The 18,173-nt window shown below is 71.9% G+C and carries 14 protein-coding genes; 6 read left to right on the forward strand and 8 right to left on the reverse strand.

The window, feature by feature from the left end:
• Positions 1-16: 16 nt before the first annotated feature.
• The 4 genes from AB852_RS11105 to AB852_RS11120 all read left to right on the forward strand — a co-directional run bounded on the left by AB852_RS11105 (position 17) and on the right by AB852_RS11120 (position 4,233).
• Positions 17-1,114 carry a zinc-binding dehydrogenase gene (locus AB852_RS11105; protein WP_073786528.1) on the forward strand — a complete coding sequence of 366 codons (1,098 nt, stop codon included), beginning with the start codon at positions 17-19 and terminating at the stop codon, positions 1,112-1,114.
• Positions 1,111-2,199 (forward strand): methyltransferase, encoded by a 1,089-nt coding sequence (locus AB852_RS11110; protein ID WP_073786530.1) that lies wholly within the window; start codon positions 1,111-1,113, stop codon positions 2,197-2,199. The genes AB852_RS11105 and AB852_RS11110 overlap by 4 nt, the downstream gene beginning before the upstream one ends.
• Positions 2,196-3,599, forward strand: a complete 1,404-nt coding sequence (locus AB852_RS11115; RefSeq protein ID WP_218623249.1) for an amidohydrolase family protein — start codon at positions 2,196-2,198, stop codon at positions 3,597-3,599. Before AB852_RS11110 ends, AB852_RS11115 begins: the two co-directional genes overlap by 4 nt.
• Positions 3,600-3,765: 166 nt before the next feature.
• The gene (locus AB852_RS11120) at positions 3,766-4,233 is read left to right on the forward strand and encodes a VOC family protein (protein ID WP_079184591.1); all 468 of its coding nucleotides are present in this window, start codon (positions 3,766-3,768) and stop codon (positions 4,231-4,233) included.
• 71 nt (positions 4,234-4,304) lie between these two features.
• Here the strand turns inward: AB852_RS11120 and AB852_RS11125 are convergent, their stop codons facing one another.
• The 5 genes from AB852_RS11125 to AB852_RS11145 form a co-directional block, all read right to left on the reverse strand.
• A complete protein-coding gene (locus AB852_RS11125) occupies positions 4,305-5,219 on the reverse strand; it encodes an ABC transporter permease (RefSeq protein WP_073786532.1) in 915 nt (304 codons plus the stop codon).
• Complete coding sequence (locus tag AB852_RS11130) at positions 5,216-6,394, reverse strand: ABC transporter permease (RefSeq protein WP_073786534.1); 1,179 nt, start codon at positions 6,392-6,394, stop codon at positions 5,216-5,218. Before AB852_RS11130 ends, AB852_RS11125 begins: the two co-directional genes overlap by 4 nt.
• Positions 6,391-7,950, reverse strand: a complete 1,560-nt coding sequence (locus AB852_RS11135; protein WP_073786536.1) for an ABC transporter ATP-binding protein — start codon at positions 7,948-7,950, stop codon at positions 6,391-6,393. Before AB852_RS11135 ends, AB852_RS11130 begins: the two co-directional genes overlap by 4 nt.
• A 29-nt stretch (positions 7,951-7,979) precedes the next feature.
• The gene (locus AB852_RS11140) at positions 7,980-9,068 is read right to left on the reverse strand and encodes a BMP family ABC transporter substrate-binding protein (RefSeq protein WP_073786538.1); all 1,089 of its coding nucleotides are present in this window, start codon (positions 9,066-9,068) and stop codon (positions 7,980-7,982) included.
• 1,137 nt (positions 9,069-10,205) lie between these two features.
• Positions 10,206-11,654 (reverse strand): aldehyde dehydrogenase family protein, encoded by a 1,449-nt coding sequence (locus tag AB852_RS11145; RefSeq protein ID WP_073786553.1) that lies wholly within the window; start codon positions 11,652-11,654, stop codon positions 10,206-10,208.
• A 73-nt stretch (positions 11,655-11,727) separates the two neighbouring features.
• Here AB852_RS11145 and AB852_RS11150 point away from each other — a divergent pair, with 73 nt between their 5' ends.
• Together AB852_RS11150 and AB852_RS11155 are read left to right on the forward strand one after the other, a co-directional pair.
• Positions 11,728-12,810, forward strand: coding sequence for an NAD(P)-dependent alcohol dehydrogenase (locus AB852_RS11150; protein WP_073786555.1), 1,083 nt, complete (start codon positions 11,728-11,730; stop codon positions 12,808-12,810).
• A gap of 117 nt (positions 12,811-12,927) precedes the next feature.
• Positions 12,928-15,150: a cytochrome P450/oxidoreductase gene (locus tag AB852_RS11155; protein WP_218623250.1), complete on the forward strand. Its 2,223-nt coding sequence runs from the start codon at positions 12,928-12,930 to the stop codon at positions 15,148-15,150.
• Between the two features lie 54 nt (positions 15,151-15,204).
• Here the strand turns inward: AB852_RS11155 and AB852_RS11160 are convergent, their stop codons facing one another.
• The 3 genes from AB852_RS11160 to AB852_RS11165 all read right to left on the reverse strand — a co-directional run bounded on the left by AB852_RS11160 (position 15,205) and on the right by AB852_RS11165 (position 17,793).
• Positions 15,205-16,278 carry a PP2C family protein-serine/threonine phosphatase gene (locus AB852_RS11160; RefSeq protein ID WP_073786559.1) on the reverse strand — a complete coding sequence of 358 codons (1,074 nt, stop codon included), beginning with the start codon at positions 16,276-16,278 and terminating at the stop codon, positions 15,205-15,207.
• A 51-nt stretch (positions 16,279-16,329) separates the two neighbouring features.
• Complete coding sequence (locus AB852_RS39650; protein WP_178390986.1) at positions 16,330-16,506, reverse strand: hypothetical protein; 177 nt, start codon at positions 16,504-16,506, stop codon at positions 16,330-16,332.
• A 525-nt stretch (positions 16,507-17,031) separates the two neighbouring features.
• A complete protein-coding gene (locus AB852_RS11165; RefSeq protein ID WP_073786561.1) occupies positions 17,032-17,793 on the reverse strand; it encodes an SDR family NAD(P)-dependent oxidoreductase in 762 nt (253 codons plus the stop codon).
• Positions 17,794-18,173 lie beyond the last annotated feature (380 nt).

Raw genomic sequence — 18,173 nt, forward strand, 5'->3', positions numbered from 1 at the left:
GCGGAGGGTCTCTCCCATGAAGGTTGTACTCCATCGAACGCACGGCGGCCCGGATGTGCTCCAGGTGGCCGACGTACCCATGCCCGATCCAGGGGCGGACGAGGTGCTCGTCCGCGTCGAAGCCTGTGGGCTCAACCACCTCGACGTCCTGCAAAGACGCGGGCCCTCATTGATCCCCGGATTCACCCTACCGCACGTCAGTGGCATGGACATCGCAGGCACCATCGCGGCGGTCGGCCCGGCGGGCGACGGGCGGCCGGACACCGATCCCGCGAGCAACGGCCACGCGGGCAAGGGCCGGACGGGCGGCGCGAGCCCGCTCGCCGAGGGCGCGCGCGTCGTCGTGAACCCGGCCGTGCCGTGCGGGAACTGCGCGGACTGTGTCGCCGGAGCCGACGGCAGATGCGCGACCGCGGGGGTCATCGGCGCCAACCTGGCCGGTGGCTACGCCGAGTACGTACTCGTCCCGACGGCCAATGTGCACCAGGTGCCGGACGAGGTCGACCTGGTCGACGCGGCCGTCGTGCCGACGATCTGGATGACGGCCTGGCACGCGCTCGTCGAGATCGGCAAGGTCCGCCTCGGTGAGACGGTGCTGATCCACGCGGCCGGCAGCGGTGTCAGCACCGCGCTGATCCAGCTGGCCAAGGCCGCCGGTGCCCGTGTGGTCACCACGGTCGGTTCGGACGCGAAGACCGAGTACGCACGCGGGCTGGGCGCCGATGTGGTGGTCAACTCCACGACCGAGGACGTCGTGGCGGCCGTCCGCGAGGTCACCGGCGGGCGCGGCGCCGACCTGGTGCTCGACCATGTCGGCCCGGCCACCTGGAACACCGGCGTGTACAGCCTCGCGCCGCGCGGGCGGCTGGTGTTCTTCGGCAACACGACCGGCAACCGGGCCGAGTTCGACCTGGTGTACGCCTACCACTTCGGGCTCCAGCTGCTCGGCTCGGACCCTTACGACCGCCGTGAGTTCGCCGCGATGCTCGACGCCTACTGGGCCTCGACGTTCCGCACGCCGATCGACAGCGAGTTCCCGCTGGTCGACGCCGCGGCGGCGCAGGAGCGGATGGAGTCGCGCCGCGCCACCGGCAAGATCGTGCTGCGCCCATGAACACGGCGCCCGCCGCCCCGGTCGGCCCGGCGCCGGTGTGGGACGTGATCAACGGCTTCACCTCCTACTGGGCGTTGTCGGCCGCGCTCGACCTCGGTCTGTTCGACGCCCTGGCGGAGGAGGACACCCGTACCGGACTGGACTCCGCAAGGCTGGCGGACGCGATCGGGGCGGCCGGGCCCGGCCCGGTGACCGTGCTGGCGGAGACCCTGGTCGCGCTCGGACTGCTCGACGCCGACGCGGACCGCTTCCGGCTCACACCCGTGGCCGAGCGCTATCTGGTGTCGGCGTCCCCGGCCTCGATGGCCGCACTCGTGCGGTACTCGCCCGGACCGCCCGCGGCCTGGCCCGGTCTGGCCGAAGCCGTGCGCAGCGGCGCACCCGATCCGGCCGTGACAGCCGGTCTCACCGAGCTGTACCCGGCGCTCGTCCGCGCGACCGGCCCGACCCAGGCCGGGGTGGCGACAGCCGTCTCCGCCGAGCTGGAGCGCCGCGGATGGTGGCCGGAGCGGCCGACGGTCGTGGACCTCGGCTGCGGCTCGGGAGCATGGCTGACCGCGCTGCTGCGCACCCGGCCGAACGGCACGGTCGTCGCGGTCGACCGGCCGGACGTGCTGCCGATCGCCGAGCGGGCGGCCACCGACGCCGGACTGCGGGAGCGGGTGATCCCCGTCGCGGGTGACTACCTCGACGTCGTGCTTCCGGTCGCCGCGGCCGATGTCGTCGTCCTGGCGCATGTCCTGCGCGCCGAACCGGCCGACCGGGCACGGCGGTTGCTCGCCCGGGCGGTCCGACTGGCCGGTGCGGACGGGGTCGTCGTGGTTGTCGACTACCCCCGTCCCGACCCGGCCGACGCCCGGCGCGACGGCGAGGACCGCGGTGCCGTCTGCGCCGCCGCCCGTCATGAACTGCTGCTGTCACTGACGATGCTGGCCTCGACCGCGGGGCTCGGGGTCACGGACGCGGACCTGCGCGCGTGGGCCGGAGCGGCCGGAGCCGAACTGGTCGACTCGTTCGAGCCGGTGCCGCGCCAGCACGTCAGCCTCATCCGCTCCCGCTCCCGCACTCCGGAGGCCACCTCGTGAATTCCCCGAACGCCACGGCACCCGCCGACACCCTGATCGTCAACACCCTCGTCGTGACGATGGACGACTCGCGCCGTGTGATCAGCGACGGCGCGGTCGCCATCCGGGACGACCTGATCGTGGCCGTCGGCAAGACCGCCGACGTGACCGCCCGGTGGCACAGCGACACCGTCATCGCGGGCGAACGGTTCGTCGTCACCCCGGGACTGATCAATACGCATGTCCACATCACCGGCGAACCGCTCACCCGCGGCTTCGTCCCGGACGACACCCCGTTCCTGGAGAACGTCTTCGAGTGGCTCACCCCGATCCACACCCACTACACCGAGGAGGACGAACACATATCGGCCCAGCTCGCGTCGCTGGAGATGCTCAAGAGCGGGACGACCTCGTTCCTGGAAGCCGGGACGATCCGGTTCATCGACCCGGTGGTCGAGGCCCTCACCGAGATCGGCATCCGCGCCCGTGTCGGACCGTGGGCGTGGGATCTCGTACCCGAGCCAGAGGTGCTGCGGCTGTCGACCAAGCAGGCGATCGCGCGTCTGAACGACACGATGGACCGGTACGCCTCGGTGGCCGACGGCCGTATCCAGGCCTGGCCGATCATCATCGGCCACACCTGTTGCAGCGACGAGCTGTGGCGGGCCGCGAAGGGGCTGTCGGTCGAGTGCGGCACCGGGTTCAGCGCCCATATGTCCCCGGCGGCGATGGACCCCGAAGGGTTCCTCGCGGCCTTCGGGCAACGGCCGATGGTGCACCTGGACGAGATCGGCGTGCTGGGCCCGAACGTGACCCTGACCCACGCCGTCCATGTGGACGACGACGAGGTGGCGGTGCTCGCCAGGACCCGGACGAATGTGTCGCACTGCCCGACCACGGCGCTCAAGGTGTCCTACGGCGTCACACAGATCGGCAAGTTCCCCGAGATGGTGGCCGCCGGAGTGAACGTGGCGATCGGCACCGACGGCAACAACGCCTCGAACTACCACGACCTGATGCGCGCGACGTATCTGGTCGCCGGGCTGTTCAAGGACGCCCGGCGTGACGCCAGGATCTTCCCGGCCGAGGACGCGTTCGCGATGGCGACCCGGGCCGGCGCGCGTGCCTTGCAGGCCGACCACGAGATCGGCTCGGTCGAGACGGGCAAAAAGGCCGACCTGGTCCTGCACGACACCCACCGGCCCGAGTGGCGGCCACTGCACAACGTCGCCAACCAGCTCGTGTGGTCGGCCGACGGACGCGGTGTGCACACCGTGTTCGTCGACGGGCGGCGCGTGGTGGACGACTACCGCTGCACGACGGTCGACGAGGACGACCTGCTGCGCCGCGCCCAGAAGGCCGGTGAGGGAATCGTGGCCCGCTCCGGTCTGCCCGACCGGGCCAAGTGGCCCACCGTCTGACCGCACGGCCGGACGGCCACACAGCCGGACGGCCGGTCGGCGCGACAGCCACGCGCCGCGGTCGGGCCGCACGAAGCGCACCACGCACATTCCGCACATGAAGAAGCGCACCACGCGCGTCACGCACATGTATCCGACGCATGAGATGAACGAGGAGAGCCGAACCATGGCAGAACTGACCGAACCCCGCTGGACCCATGTCGCCCTGCCGGTCAGCGACCTGGACCGGTCGATCGAGTTCTACGAGCGCATCACCCCGTTGGTGCTGGTCACCAAGAACGACGACGACAACGGGCGCGGCGCCTGGCTGTCGAACAAGGGCCAGGTCGACTCACCGCTGGTCCTGGTCCTGGCCGAGTTCATTCCCGAGGTCGGGGCGCGCTTCGGTATCGAGCCGGGCAAGAAGGTGACGACGCTGGCGCCGTTCGCGCACATCGGTATCGAGCTGCCCAACCGTGAGGACGTCGACGCGGTCGCGGCCAAGGCGCGTGAGACGGGCAATCTGCGGTGGGAGCCGGTGGAGATGGCCGCCCACATCGGGTACATCTGCGCCGTGAACGACCCCGACGGCAACACCATCGAGTTCTCGCACAACCAGAAGGTGTTCTCGACCATCCAGGAGCTGTGGGGCTGAGCTTCGGGCACAAGGACGCCGGTTCCGCGTGATCGCGGGACCGGCGTCCTCCGTCGTGTGCCCCCGTGCCGTCAGGTCGAACCGCGCAGGAAGGGGCGGCCGAGGGCGGCGGGTTCCCGGTGCTGACCGGCGAACAGCAGCATGGCGAGGAGCGCGAGCAGATACGGGGCCGCGACGAGCAGTTGCGGATTGAGGGTGACGCCGAGCGCGGGGAGCGCCAGGCGCATCGCGTCGGCGAGGCCGAAGACCAGACAGCCGAGCAGGGTACGGCCGAGCCGCCACGCTCCGAAGATCACCGCGGCGATGACGAGGTACCCGCGTCCGGCGGTCATGTTCTGGTTGAACGATCCGACCTCGCCGACCGCGAGATAGGCGCCGCCGAGTCCGGCCAGCGCGCCGCACCAGAGCAGGGCCTGCCGGCGCCGTGCGTTGACCTTGATGCCCGCGACATCGGCGGCCTGCGGGTTCTCCCCCACCGCCCGCAGTTCCAGGCCCCAGCGGCTGCGCTGCACCAGCCACCAGGTGAGCGGCACCAGCAGGATCAGCAGATAGGCGGGCCAGCGTACGGAGAACAGCGGTGCGCCGATGAGCGGGATGTCCCGCAGCAGCGGGATCGACAGCGTCCCGACCTGGTGCGAGGCGAACTGCTTCGTCGTGATCAGGTAGCTCGTCAGTCCGAGCGCCAGCGCGCTGAGCACCAGGCCGACGACGAAGGTGTTGATCTGGGCCCGGTGGGAGAGATTGCCGTGCACGAAGCCGATGACCAGGCCGGTCAGGACGCCGACGGCGAGGCCCGTCGTGGCGCTGCCCGTGGCGCTCGCGGTGGCGACCGAGGTGAACGCGGCGCCGAGCATCATCGCCTCGACGGAGATGTTCATCGCTCCGGCGCGCTGGGCCAGGTACTCCCCACAGGCGGCGAACGCCAGCGGCACGGTCAGCCGGACCCCGCTCGCCAGAATGGTGCTGGTGCTGTCCAGGACACTCACGCGGCCGCCTTCGTCTTGATCGGGACAACGGACAGGGGGGACGGCGTCGGCGGTGCGGCGCCGCGACGCCCGCGGAAGAGACCGACGAGGACGGGCGGCGCGACGAACGCGAGGACGAGCAGCGCCTTGACGATGTCCACGAGGTAGTAGGGCACCCCGGTGGCGGAGAGGAAGTCGCCGCCCGCGCGCAGCACGGCGAACCCGAACGCCACCGGGATCGCGATCAGGGGCCGGTTGCGCGCGACGAGCGCGACGAGCAGGCCGTCCCAGCCGACGTTGTCCGAGAGTCCGGGCTGGAGCCGGTTGGGGCTGACCGGGCTGGCGAGCAGCAGTCCTCCGGCCAGGCCCGCGAAGGCGCCCGACAGTGCCAGGGTGAAGCCGCCGAGCGCGGCCACCCGGACACCGGTGTGCTTGGCCGTCAGCGGGTTGAGTCCGACCATCCGGACCCGGAAGCCCCACCGGCTGCGGGTCAGGACCAGCGCGACACCGACCGCGGCGAGGAGTGCGAGGAACAGTCCCGCGTTGAGCTGGAGCGACGGGTACTGCCCGAAGCCGGAGAGCAGGGCGCCCGCGGGCAGGGGGTTGGACTGCGCGTCGGCGATGCCCGAGGAGCCCTGGGCGCTCTCCTGGAGCCATGGGGTGCTGACGGCGAACGTGACGAGTTGGATGGCGAGGAACGTCATCAGCAGGGTGCTCACCACGACGTTGACGCCGCGGAAGCGGTACATCAGGGCGCTGAGCGCGGCCCAGGCGCCACCGCCGACCGCCGCGGCGGCCATCACCACGACGACGAGCGCCGGTCCGGGCACGGCCAGCCGCAGCCCGACCCAGGCGCCGACCAGGCCGCCGACGAGTACCTGGCCCTCCTGTCCGATGCTGAACGTTCCGGCGGACGCGCAGATGCACGCGCCGACCGCCACCAGCAGCAGCGGGGCGGCGTTGAGCAGCGTCGTCGTCCATCCGGCGGTGTTGGCCAGGCTCCCGGTCCAGATGGCGGACAGCGAGGCGCTCGGGGAGGCGCCGTTCATCGTGAGCAGCAGCGCGGACACCCCGAGGGCGACGGCGACGAGGGCGAGGGTGACGCCCGCCGTCAGCCGGTCGTCGGGCCCCGGGCGGAGCCGGGCGAGGAGGCGCCGGGCGAGGTCGTCCGGTGCCGTCGGTGAGGCGGCCTTCACGCGGCCTCACCGCCCACGAGCATGCCGAGGCGTTCGGGGGTCGCCTCGGAGGCGGGGAGCGCTCCGGTGATCCGCCCCGCGGAGATCACCACGATCCAGCCGGCAAGGGCCATGACTTCCTCCAGTTCGGTGGAGACCAGCAGCACCCCGACGCCTTCCTCGGCGGCCCCGCGCAGTCGGGAGTACATGTCCTCGATGGCACCGACGTCGAGCCCGTGGGTGGGCTGCGCGGCCACCAGGACGCGGGTGCCGCCGGACAGTTCCCGGGCGAGCACGACCCGTTGCTGGTTGCCGCCGGAGAGGCTGCGCACCGGCGCGTCCAGCGAGGGCGTGACGATATGGAACTCGTCCGCGAGGCGCCGGGCGCGGGCGAGCATCGCGCGCCGCCGCAGCAGGAACCGGCCGCTGACCTTGTCCAGCGACTTCATCGTCAGGTTCTCGGCGACGCTCATGTCGAGGACGACGCCGCTGTGGTGCCGGTCCTCCGGCACGATGCCGAGTCCGGCCTTCGACAGCGCGCCGGGCCGGGACAGGTCGACCCGGCTCCCGGCGACCTCGACGGTGCCGCCGGTCGGTACGACCAGCCCGGCGAGGACTTCGCCGAGCGCCGCCTGGCCGTTGCCCTCGACTCCGTAGAGGGCGACGATCTCGCCCGCGCCCACGGTCAGCTCGACCTCGTCGAGAACCCTGACCCCGCCCTGGACGACGGTGAGTCCGGCGAGGCGCAGTACGGGCCGAAGTTCCTCCCGCGGTCCTCCCCCGCCTGTTTCGGCGGCCCGCGGCACCGGCAGCAGGCCGAGGGCCGCGCCTTCCTCGCCCAGCGACACCTCACGGCCCACCATCCGCCGGGCGAGCAACTGCGGGGTGGTCTCGGCGGTGACCGCCCGGAAGGCGACCGCGCCCTTGCGCAGGACGGTCACCCGGTCCGTCGCCTGGGCGATCTCGGCGAGTTTGTGGCTGATGAGGATGACGGCGCGGCCCTCCTCCCGCACCACGCGGCCGAGCACGTCGAACAGCTCCCGCGACTCGGCCTGGGTCAGTACCGAGGTGGGTTCGTCCAGGATCAGGATCTGGGGGTCGCGCCGCAGGCACTTGACCAGCTCGACCCGCTGCCGCTCGCCGGCCGAGAGTCCGTCGACGCGTGCCTCGGGGTCGATCGGCAGTCCGTACCGCGCGGAGACCTCGGCGATACCGGCGCAGACGGCCTGTTTGTTGACCTTGCCGGTGTCGCCGAGCGCCACGTTCTCCCATACGGTCAGCCCGTTGATGAGGCTGAAGTGCTGGTGGACCATGCCGATGCCGCGTTCGGCCGCTTCCTGCGGGCTGTCCAGCGCGATCTCCTCACCGCGCACCAGGACGGTGCCGGTGTCGCGCCGGACGAGCCCGAGCAGGACCTTCATGAGGCTGGACTTGCCGGCCCCGTTCTCGCCCAGGAGTCCATGGATCTCGCCGGCGTCGACCCTGAGGTCCACGGCGTCGCAGGCCGTGACCGGCCCGTAGGACTTGGTGATGCCACGCAGTTCGAGAAGCGGAACCGCTGAGGTCGTCGGTGTCATCGCTGATCTTCCTCGTGGGTGTCGGCACGTCAGCCGAGTCGCTCGACCTCGGCCGCCGCGTCGATCTCCTTGCTGCCGATCTTCTTGATGAACTGGGCCAGCCGCTGGTCCTCGTCGCCCTGGGCGTCGCATATCTTGACGGTGGGATAGGGGTCGACGCCCAGCTGCCATACGCGGGTCGTGCCCATCTTCAGGTTGTTCGCGGCGAACTCCTCCAGCCCGGCGCGGAAGTAGTCGCCGGGGCTGAACAGCACCGAGATGTCGAACTTCGGGCTCGCCGAGGCGCACCGGTCGGTGCCCGGGGTGAGGGTCAGCGCACCGCCGGAGTTCGCCAGCTTCGCCGAGGCGTCGGTCGCGCCGCCGAGGTAGGGGTAGATGACCTTGACGCCCTGGTTGAGCTGCGCCTGGGTGGCTTCCTTGGCCTTCGCGGAGTCGTTGAAGTCGCCGGTGTAGGTGGTCGTCAGGGTGGCCTTCGGGACGATCTCCCGGACTCCGGCGAGGAAGGCGGTGGCGGCGGCGACGCTGTAGTCGGCCTTGATGCCGGTGATGAAGCCCGCCTTGGTGTGTCCGGCCGCCTTCATCCGCAGGCCCGCGGCGTAACCGGCGACGAGCATGGACTGCTCGGGGTCGTCGGTGGACAGCAGGATCTTCGGGGTCTGATCGATGTTGGCCTGCATCGGGACGTACCAGGCGCTCTTCCCGCAGACCGGCTCCTCCGAGGCGGGGATGGCGGTCTTGAGCTCGCTCGCGCCGATCGCGACCAGGTCGACCTTCTGCTGGCACAGCGCGCGTGCCGCGGTGAGCGCGTCACTCGGCGGTACGCTGCCGCGTTTGACGACCGTCCAGCCCTGCTCCTTGGCGAAGGCGTCCGCCGAGTCGACGAAACTCTGGTAGTAGCCGCGGTCGTTGATGTCGCCGGGGCTGAGGACACCGATGACGACCTTGCCGTCGCCGTTGACATCGGGCTGCTTGAGGCCGGGGGCGCTGCCGCCCTTCGCCGCGGGGGTCGCGCCGGGCGCGGTCGCCGCGTTGTCGGCGCAGCCGGACAGCGCGAGGGCCGTCGTCAGGGCGAGGCCGGCCGCGGCCCCGCGACGCAGGAGCGTGCTGTGTCGGGTCATGTGCGTGGTTCCTTCGCTGGGTGGCACCGCCCTGTCGAGGCGGTCGTGGCGGCGGGGACGGGACGGTGGTCGGTCGACGGGTTCGGTGCTTCGTCGGGCTCGGCGCGGTGGACGCGCTTCCGGCGAAGGCGACGGTGTCGCGCGGTCCGCTCATCGGTTCCGGGACATCCAGCGGGAACACGGCCTCGGGCCGCCGGAATCGGGCTGCGCCATGGCTCGCACCGCGCAGCCTCCCACCCTTGGGTGTCTCGCATTGTGAGGCGATGGAACGTATTGCGAGGTACTCTGACCGTCGCCGCCCAGTGCTGTCAACGCTCCTGCGCCACATCTTCGATTCGCCGGCGCTTCGTCCGTCCGCAGGCGGACGGGCCGGGTGACGGCGGTCGGGGACGGTCCCGGCGGGCCGTGTCCGCCGGGCCGCGCGGCGGCCACCACGACGGGCGGGCGGGACGGTGGTCCGCGTCCGGCCGGCGGGTGCGGAGCGGCGAACGGATGCCGGTTCGTCGTCCGGCCCGCCCGCGCGAGGGTGGCCGGGGGTTCAGCGCGCGGCCGGGGAGGGGGGTACCGGGTCAGTGGTCGGTCGGCGTCGGCTCGTCATCGCCGTACGGGGGCCGTCCGTCATCGCCGCGCGGGTGCCGACAGCCGGTCGTTCAGCGGCGAGCGGGTGACGGGTCGGTCGGCGTCGGCTCGTCATCGCCGCGCGGCGGGCGGCCGTTCGGCGGCGAGCGGGCGCCGGCCGACGGCCCGCGAGCAGGTCGCGGGGCCGGGAACGCCGGATTCGGTTCCGTCGAGGTGGCGGGAGGCCCAGCGACCGCGCCCAGGAGGCATTCGACGGTGGCGTCGGCCGTACGCGCGAATCACCGTACGCGCGGACTACCGGGGCCGCCGGTCAGCGGCACACCGGGCGCTGTCGTCACCGAGCGCTGTCGTCACCGGGAGGTGTGATCGCCATGCGCTGTCGTCACCGGCCGCCGTGGTCACCCCGCGCAAGGGCAACGCCGAGGCGCCGAGGCGCACCAGGGGCGCGCCTCGGCGGACAGGGGGCACCTACCGGTCGGCCCGTGAGGTGTGCGGAGCGCGGCCGGGCGCGCGGCGCCGCAGCGCAACGACTCCGGCCGATGCCGACGGTGTCCGGTCTCAACGGTCCAGCAGTCGGATGGCCACGCCCTTCTCCTGGGTGTACTCGCGCAGTGCCGCGTACCCGCCGCCCCTGCTGAAGCCGCTGTCCTTCTGCATGTTGAAGGGGAAGCCGATCACTCCCGCGTCGTGGAACTGGTTGACCGTCACCTGCCCGGAGCGGACGTCCTTCGCGAGCCGCAGCGCCCGGGAGATGTCGTTGGTCCAGATGCAGGCCAGCAGACCGAAGTCCGTCGCGTTCATCAGCGCGGTCGCCTCGGCGGTGTCGCGGAACGACTGCACGGCGAGGACCGGCCCGAAGACCTCCTCGCGGGCGACGCGCATGTTCGCGTCGACACGGTCGTACACGGTCGGCCGGACGAACCACCCCTCCCCGGTGGGCGCGCCACCGGTGACGAGGCGGGCGCCCTCGCGGGGCGCTTCTTCGAGGAAGCCGCTGACGCGGGCGAACTGCGCGGCGCTGACCAGCGGCCCCATGTCCGGATCGGCGTCCCAGGGACCGGATTTGACAGCGGCCATGGCAGCGGCGACCCGCTCCACGACCTCGTCGTGCACCGAGGCGTCCACGAGCAGCCGGGCACCGGCGTAGCAGTTCTGGCCCGCGTTCTCCGTGATGGAGGTGACGATCGCGGGGATCGCCGTGTCGAGGTCGGCGTCGGCGAGGAGCACGTTCGGTGACTTGCCGCCGAGTTCCAGTTTCACCGGGACGAGGTTCCGCGCCGCGGCCGTCATGATCGCCCGTCCGGTGGCGGTGGAGCCGACAAAGCTGATGTGGTCGACGCCCGGATGCGAGGTGAGCGCGACGCCCGCCTCGGGGCCGAGGCCCGTCACGACGTTGACCACCCCCGGCGGGAAGCCCGCGCGGTGGGCGAGCGCGGCGAGCGCGAACGGGGCCAGCGGCGCGATCTCGGACGGCTTGAGGACGACCGTGTTGCCCGCGGCGAGCGCGGGCGCGACGTTCGCGGCGGTGAGCACGGCGGGGACGTTCCAGGGGATGATCACCGCGCACACGCCGTACGGCTCGGGGACCGTGTAGCCCAGGTAGTCGGGGCCGCGGGTGGGCAGGGTGACGCCGGTGAGCTTGTCGGCCGCGCCCGCGAAGTAGTCGACGATGCCGTGGGCGATGTACATGTTCGTCCGGCCCCCGGACAGTGGTTTGCCCACGTCCCGTGCCTCGACGGCCGCGAGGGCCTCGACCTCGGCGATGATCAGGTCGGCCCAGCGCCGGAGCAGCGCCCCGCGTTCGCTCGGGTTGGTCGCCGCCCAGCCGGGGAAGGCGCGGCGCGCCGCGGTGACCGCGTCGTCGACGTCGTCGCCGCCCGCCCGGGCCACCTCGGTGATCACCTGCCGGGTGGCCGGATCGAGGACGTCCAGGGTGCCCCCGTCGCGGGCCGCGACCCACTCGCCGTCGATGAAGTGCTGGGAAGGAGGGAAGTCAACAGCCGCCATGGAGGGAACATTGACCGACCCCGTCACGCATGTCAATATGCAGTCTCGCTTTGTGAGGTACTGAGGAGGCACTGTGCGCGCCACCGCCGCTCTGCTGGAGCAGCCCGGAGAGCCCTTCGTCCTGACCGATGTGGACCTGGACGAGCCCCGCCCGGACGAGGTGCTCGTCCGGGTCGCCGCCGTCGGCGTCTGCGGTACCGACCTGGAGTTCGCGGGCTTCTTCCCCACGCCCGCGCTGCTCGGGCACGAGGGGGCGGGCGTCGTCGAGAAGGTCGGCGCGCATGTCACCTCCGTACGGCCGGGCGACCATGTCGCGATGTCCTTCGCGTCCTGCGGCAGCTGCGCGCTGTGCCGCACGGGCTCGCCCGCCTACTGCCGTGGCTTCGACGCGCTGAACTTCTCCGGCCGCCGGCCCGACGGCTCCACCGCGGTGACCCACGGGGGACGGGAGGTCAACGCCCACTTCCTCGGGCAGTCGTCGTTCGCCGACCATGTCGTCGCGCCGGAGCGGGCGGTCGTCAGGATCGACGCGTCGTACGACCTGCTGCGCGCCGGACCTTTCGGCTGCGGCTTCCAGACCGGGGCCGGCGGTGTGTTCAATGTGCTGCGACCGCGTCCCGGCGCGTCGATCGCGGTCTTCGGGGCGGGGGCCGTCGGGGTGTCCGCCGTCATCGCCGCCTCGCTGAGCGGCTGCAAGGTCGTCGCCGCCGTCGATGTGAACCCGGCCAAGCTGGAGGCGGCCCGCGGCTTCGGCGCCACGCACGGCGTCGACTCCTCGGCCGGGGGGACCGCCGAGCAACTGGCCGCCCTGGTCCCGGAGGGGTTCGACTTCGTGATCGACACGACCGGGCGCGAGGACGTCCTGCGCACCGCGGTGGAGGCGCTGGGGCCGCTCGGCCGCGCCGGTGTCATCGGCGTCGGCCCGAGCGAGTCGATGAGCTTCGACTGGCGCAGCATCCTCAACGGGCGCACGGTCACCGGCATCGTCGCCGGGTCCAGTGTGCCGCAGCTGTTCCTGCCGGAGCTGCTGGAGCTCAACGCCGAGGGCCGGTTCCCGGTCGAGAAGATGATCACCTACTTCCCGTTCGAGCAGATCAACGAGGCCGTCGCGGCGGTCCGGTCCGGCTCGGTCGGCAAGGCCGTACTGACCTTCTGAACCGTCTTCCACGAACCGTTGTCAAGCTCGGCGGCCGCGCCTTAGGGTGACCGACACCGCTGAGGCAGCTGACATCCGGTGGCGCGGCCGGACAACACCGCGCACAGTCACGAGCACGTGGAGCGTGCCACCATGTCCGCCGACTTCGACACCGCTTTCGACCATCACTCCGACGAGGCCAACGCCGATCCGGTCGCCTACTACGCGGGCTTCCGCGAGAGCTGCCCGGTGGGCCGCTCGGCCGCCCACGGCGGCTTCCACTACACGACGCGCTACGCCGATGTGGCCCGGATCGCCCGCGACGACGCGACGTTCTCGTCGGCCCGCGGCGACCACGGCGGGCAGGGCGTCGGCATCGTCATCCCCAAGGGACCGGGGCTCGAACAGTTCCCGATCGAGCTCGACCCGCCGCGTTCGACCGAGTACCGGCAACTGATCAACCCGCTGCTGACACCGGAGGCGGTCGGGCAACTGGTGCCCATGATCGAGCGGCACGCCGCCCGTGTCGTGGACGACTTCATCGAGCTCGGCTCCTGTGACCTCGTCCGTGACCTCACCAATCCGCTGCCGGCCGCGGTCACCCTGGACTGGCTCGGCTTCCCCGAGGAGGACTGGGCGAGGCTCGCCGGACCGGTTCACGACATCTTCGCCGCACCGGCGGGCAGCGAACGCGCCGCGCGCGGGGCCGCGGGGCTGGCCTATATGGACCGCCGCATCCGCGAGCTGATCACCGAACGGCGAGCCGCGCCAAGAGCCGACGCGGTCAGCGCCCTGCTGGCCGGCCGCCGTGCCGACGGCGCCGGGTTCGACGACGACGAACTCGTGTCGGTGATCGGCCTGCTCATCGCGGGCGGCGTCGACACCACCACCTCCCTGACCGGCTCGACGCTCGTCCACCTCGCCCGCCACCCCGAACAGCGCAGGCGGCTGATCGACTCCCCCGATCTGCTGGACGGCGCGACCGAGGAGTTCCTGCGCGCGTTCGCCCCGTCGCAGTCGATGGCGCGCACGGTCACCGGGGATGTCGAGGTCGGCGGCTGCCCGATGCGCGCGGGCGACCGGATGCTGATCCCCTGGGTCGCCGCCAACCATGACCCCGCCGTGTTCCCCGAGCCGGAGCAGATACGGCTCGACCGCGACGCCAGCCGGCACCTCAGCTTCGGGATCGGCTCGCACCGGTGCGCCGGAGCCCACCTCGCGCGGGCCATGTTCCGCGCGATGATGACGCAGGTCCTGACCCGGCTGCCCGACTACCGGGTGATCGAGGAAGGGCTGGTCCCCTACCCGACACGCGGCAACCAGTCCGGCTGGGACGCGGTCCCGGCGCTCTTCACACCCGGCCCCCCGGCGACCACGGCGGCGGGCGCGGTCCGTGCGCTGAGCACGCCCACCCCGCTGCGGGTGACCGCGGTGCGCACCGCGGCCGAGGGTGTCGTCGCCGTCGGCCTCGGTCTGCCGGACGGCGGTGAACTCCCCGCGTGGCGGCCCGGCGCGCACATCGAGCTGCGGCTGCCCTCGGGACGGCTGCGCCAGTACTCGCTGTGCGGAGACCCCGCCGACGCCACGACATGGCGTATCGGGGTGCTGCGGGAACCCCTGGGCCGGGGCGGTTCGGCCGAGCTCCACGAACTCGCGCGCCCCGGAGCCGTGTTCGCGGTGCGCGGGCCGCGCAACCACTTCCCGCTCGCGGACGCGCCGTCCTATCTGTTCCTCGCGGGCGGCATCGGCGTCACACCGATCCTCAGCATGGTCCGCGAGGCCGCCCGGCGCGGCACGCCGTTCACCGTCGTGTACGGCGGACGCACCCGCGCGACGATGGCGTTCGCCGACGAGCTCGCCGCCGTCGCGGGCGACGCGCTCACCCTGCTCCCCCAGGACGAGGCCGGGCTGCCGGACCTCCCCCGGCTGCTGGGCGCGCTGGACGCGGACACCGCCGTCCACGCGTGCGGGCCGACGCCGATGCTGGCGGCCGTCGAGCGCGAGTGCGCCCGGCTGGACCGTACCGACCGGCTGCATCTGGAGCGCTTCAGCGCCGGGGACGACCTCGAAGCGGCGTTCGACGCCACGGCGAACCGGACCTTCGAGGTCCGGCTCGCCCGCACCGGGGGCACCCTCACCGTGCCGCCCGACCGACGGCTCATCGAGGTCCTGCGCGACGCCGTGAGCGGCCTGTCCTACGACTGCGAGAAGGGATACTGCGGCGCCTGCGAGACCCGGGTCCTCGCCGGGACACCGGAGCACCGGGATTCCGTGCTCAGCGAGGAGGAACGTCTGGCCGGGCGCACGATGATGATCTGCGTCGGGCGCTGCCGGAGCGACCGGCTCGTCCTGGACCTCTGAGAACGGCCGACGGACGGACCTCCTGACACCGGTCGGCTCCCGCGGGGTTCTGGGTCAGGTGAGGGTGATGGCGAGGGTGGCCATGTCGTCGTCGCGGGGGCCGCCGGTCCAGTGGTGGATGTCGTCGGCGAGGGCGTCGAGCGTGGCCGCGGGGGTGTCGGTACCGCTGGCGGGGACGGTGAGCCCGGCGGGGTCGTAGAAGGCTCCGCCGGGATCGCGGGCCTCGGTCACGCCGTCGGTGACGAAGAGCAGGGTGTCGCCGGACGCGAGGGTGAAGGAGTCCGGGGTGGTGGGCTGGTCGGTGAGGCCGCCCATGCCCAGCGGGAGGCCGGGCGCGGTGGCGGTGAGTTCGGTGGTGCGGCCGTCCCGGATGAGATAGGGGGCGGGGTGACCCCGGTTGAGGATACGGAGGGTATGTCCCCGCTGGTCGATCTCGGCGATGAGGGCGGTGGTGAACTCCTCGTCGCGGTCGCTGTGCGGGTTCTGGGCACGGTCGCGTTCGAGGGACTGCTCCAGCCGGTCCGCGAGGTCCCCGATACCGGGCACATGATGGGCGGCCTCGCGGAACGCGCCGATCAGGGTGGCGGTGGTGGAGACGGCCCCGACCCCTTTGCCACGGACATCGCCCATGAGGACACGGATGCCGTGCGGGGTGTCCTGAATGGCATAGGCGTCCCCGCCGATCCTGGCCTCGGCGTCGGCGGCCTCGTAACGGGCCGCCACGAGGAGCGACCCGATCCGGGCGGGCGGGGAGGGCAGTACCGCGCCCTGCATGACACCGGCCACGGACCGGGCGGTGGCCAGACGTCTGCCGTGCCGGTCGAGCATACGGTTGACGTCGAGGGCGATGGCCGTGGCGAGTACGACGTTGAGCGCCTCCCCCCAACCGGTCGCGGAGCTCAGCAGTCCCAGATGCCAGTTCGCCAGCAACGTGACGACCAGGGCGAACACCCCGGTCCACGCCGTACCCCGGAAGGTCAGCGTCGCACCGGCCAGCACACACGCGGAGGCGACCAGCGGGACCGACGTGTACTCGGGGGGTGTCGCGGAGTCCGCGGCGGTGGCCGCGACGATCAGGCCCACGGGAAGCCAGCGCACATACGGCCACCGAGCGGTCAGGCGGTCCATGCCACGCCTCCTGGAGGTCCGGGAACCCTGGCCCGGGTCCGTCGAACCCGGTCAGACCGGAGCCGCAAGGGAGACCTCGACGTTTCTGCGGGTGCCCCAGCCGTTGTCCCTGAGCGTGGCGAGCGAGTACAGCCGCACCCGGAGCAGCGCGACCGGCCACCCGGGCGGGACCACGGAGTCGGTGACGAGCGCCCCGGAGCCCGTGTCGGTGGGATGGCTGTCGTACACGAGATCCTCCGCGGGCCCTCGGGAAGCAGGACGGTTCGGCTCGGCCGAGCGGGCCACATCTTTACATGATCATCAGCTGTTCAGCTCCTGGTACCGCCGCTCCCCCGCCGAACTACGCCACCCGGGTGCGGCCATCGGGTCCACCACGCCCATCCGGGGGTCCCCGCGCCGCTGACTGACGCGCCTTCCGATCCGACGGCACTTCAGCCAGGCGATCGGCCTCCCAGTTGACCGGGGCTCCGCAAGCCGGTCGGGCATCGAGTGCCGTTCCGCTGCGGAACTCGGTGATCATGGCGACCGCCCACAGCGGGAAGCGAAGCACCTTCGATGTGCGCCGGGGCCCCTTTGCGGTCTGCGGCCACGACGCCAGGACCAGCACGGTCCACACCTTCGACGCGGGCAAGCCCGCCGACATCTGGTGCACCGTCGCCGCGCCGTGGTCCGCTCGGCCCTCCAGGTGCCGCCGGGGTGACCGGCGGCACCTGACGGGCCGGACCCCACGCGTGTGCGGCCCTGGCCGTGGGGTCACACGGCCAGGTAACCCCCGTCGACGGGGATGGCCGCGCCGGTGACGAACTCGGAGTTGTCGGACAGCAGCCAGGCGACGGCTTCACCGATCTCGTTCGCCTTGGCGAAGCGTCCCAGGGGATGCCGCTGACGCATGGCGTCGAACTTGCCGGAGAACGTGGGGTCCTCGGAGAGCCGTGCTATCAGCGGGGTCTCCACGATGCCGGGCAGTACGGCGTTGACACGGATGCCGTGCTGACCGTAGTCGGCGGCGGCGGCGCGGGTGAGGCCGATGACACCGTGCTTGGCGGCCACGTACTCGGCGGCGTCGGTCACGGCGATCTGGCCGAGGGACGAGGCCGTGTTGACGATCGAGCCGCGGGTGCCTGACTCCAGCATGGCCGCGATCTCGTACTTGAGGGAGTGGAAGACCCCGGTCAGATCGACGCGGATCGCCCGGTCCCACTGCGCGGCGGTGAGCTGGTGGAGCGGGACACCGGCCTGCTCGACACCGGCGTTGTTGAAGGCCCCGTCGAGTCTGCCGTAGCGCTCCAGGGTCTTGGCCACCAGCGCTTCGGCCTCTTCCTCGGCGCTGATGTCCGCCCTGATGAACGTGGCTTCCCCGCCCGCCTGGCGGATGCCCTTGGCGATCTCCTCGCCCGTCTCGCTGATGTCCGTGACGACGATCTTCGCGCCCCGCCCGGCCAGCAGCCGCGAGGTCTCCGCGCCGATCCCGCTGCCGCCGCCGGTCACGATGACCACTCGGTCGTTGATGTCCATGGTTCTGTGCTCCTGTGCTCGGTGACAGATCGATGAAGAAACGTTTCAGCACTGACGGGCGGACCGCTTCGGACGCTTGCGGACCTGACGGGGATCCGGACGAGGCGGGCGGTGGTCCGAGGGCTGCTGTGCGGCCATGGGCGCTCTGCCGTGACCGCTCCGCCGCTGAGTCCCCATCCCACCTCCCGCCTCCTTCCCGTTCCCGTATACGCGACAATTCCTGTCCGGGCCGGAAAATTCCCTCCACAGCCATCGCACACACGGTTACCGCAGGTAGCGTGGATCTCGGCCGAGGGACGGCGGTGCGCAGCCGGGCCCGTTCGCCCCGTTCCGCACCCTTTCGGGGCGCGTGACAGGCACGGAGATCCTTGAGTGACCGC

The sequence above is a fragment of the Streptomyces uncialis genome (genome assembly GCF_001905345.1).
Lineage (GTDB): Bacteria > Actinomycetota > Actinomycetes > Streptomycetales > Streptomycetaceae > Streptomyces > Streptomyces uncialis.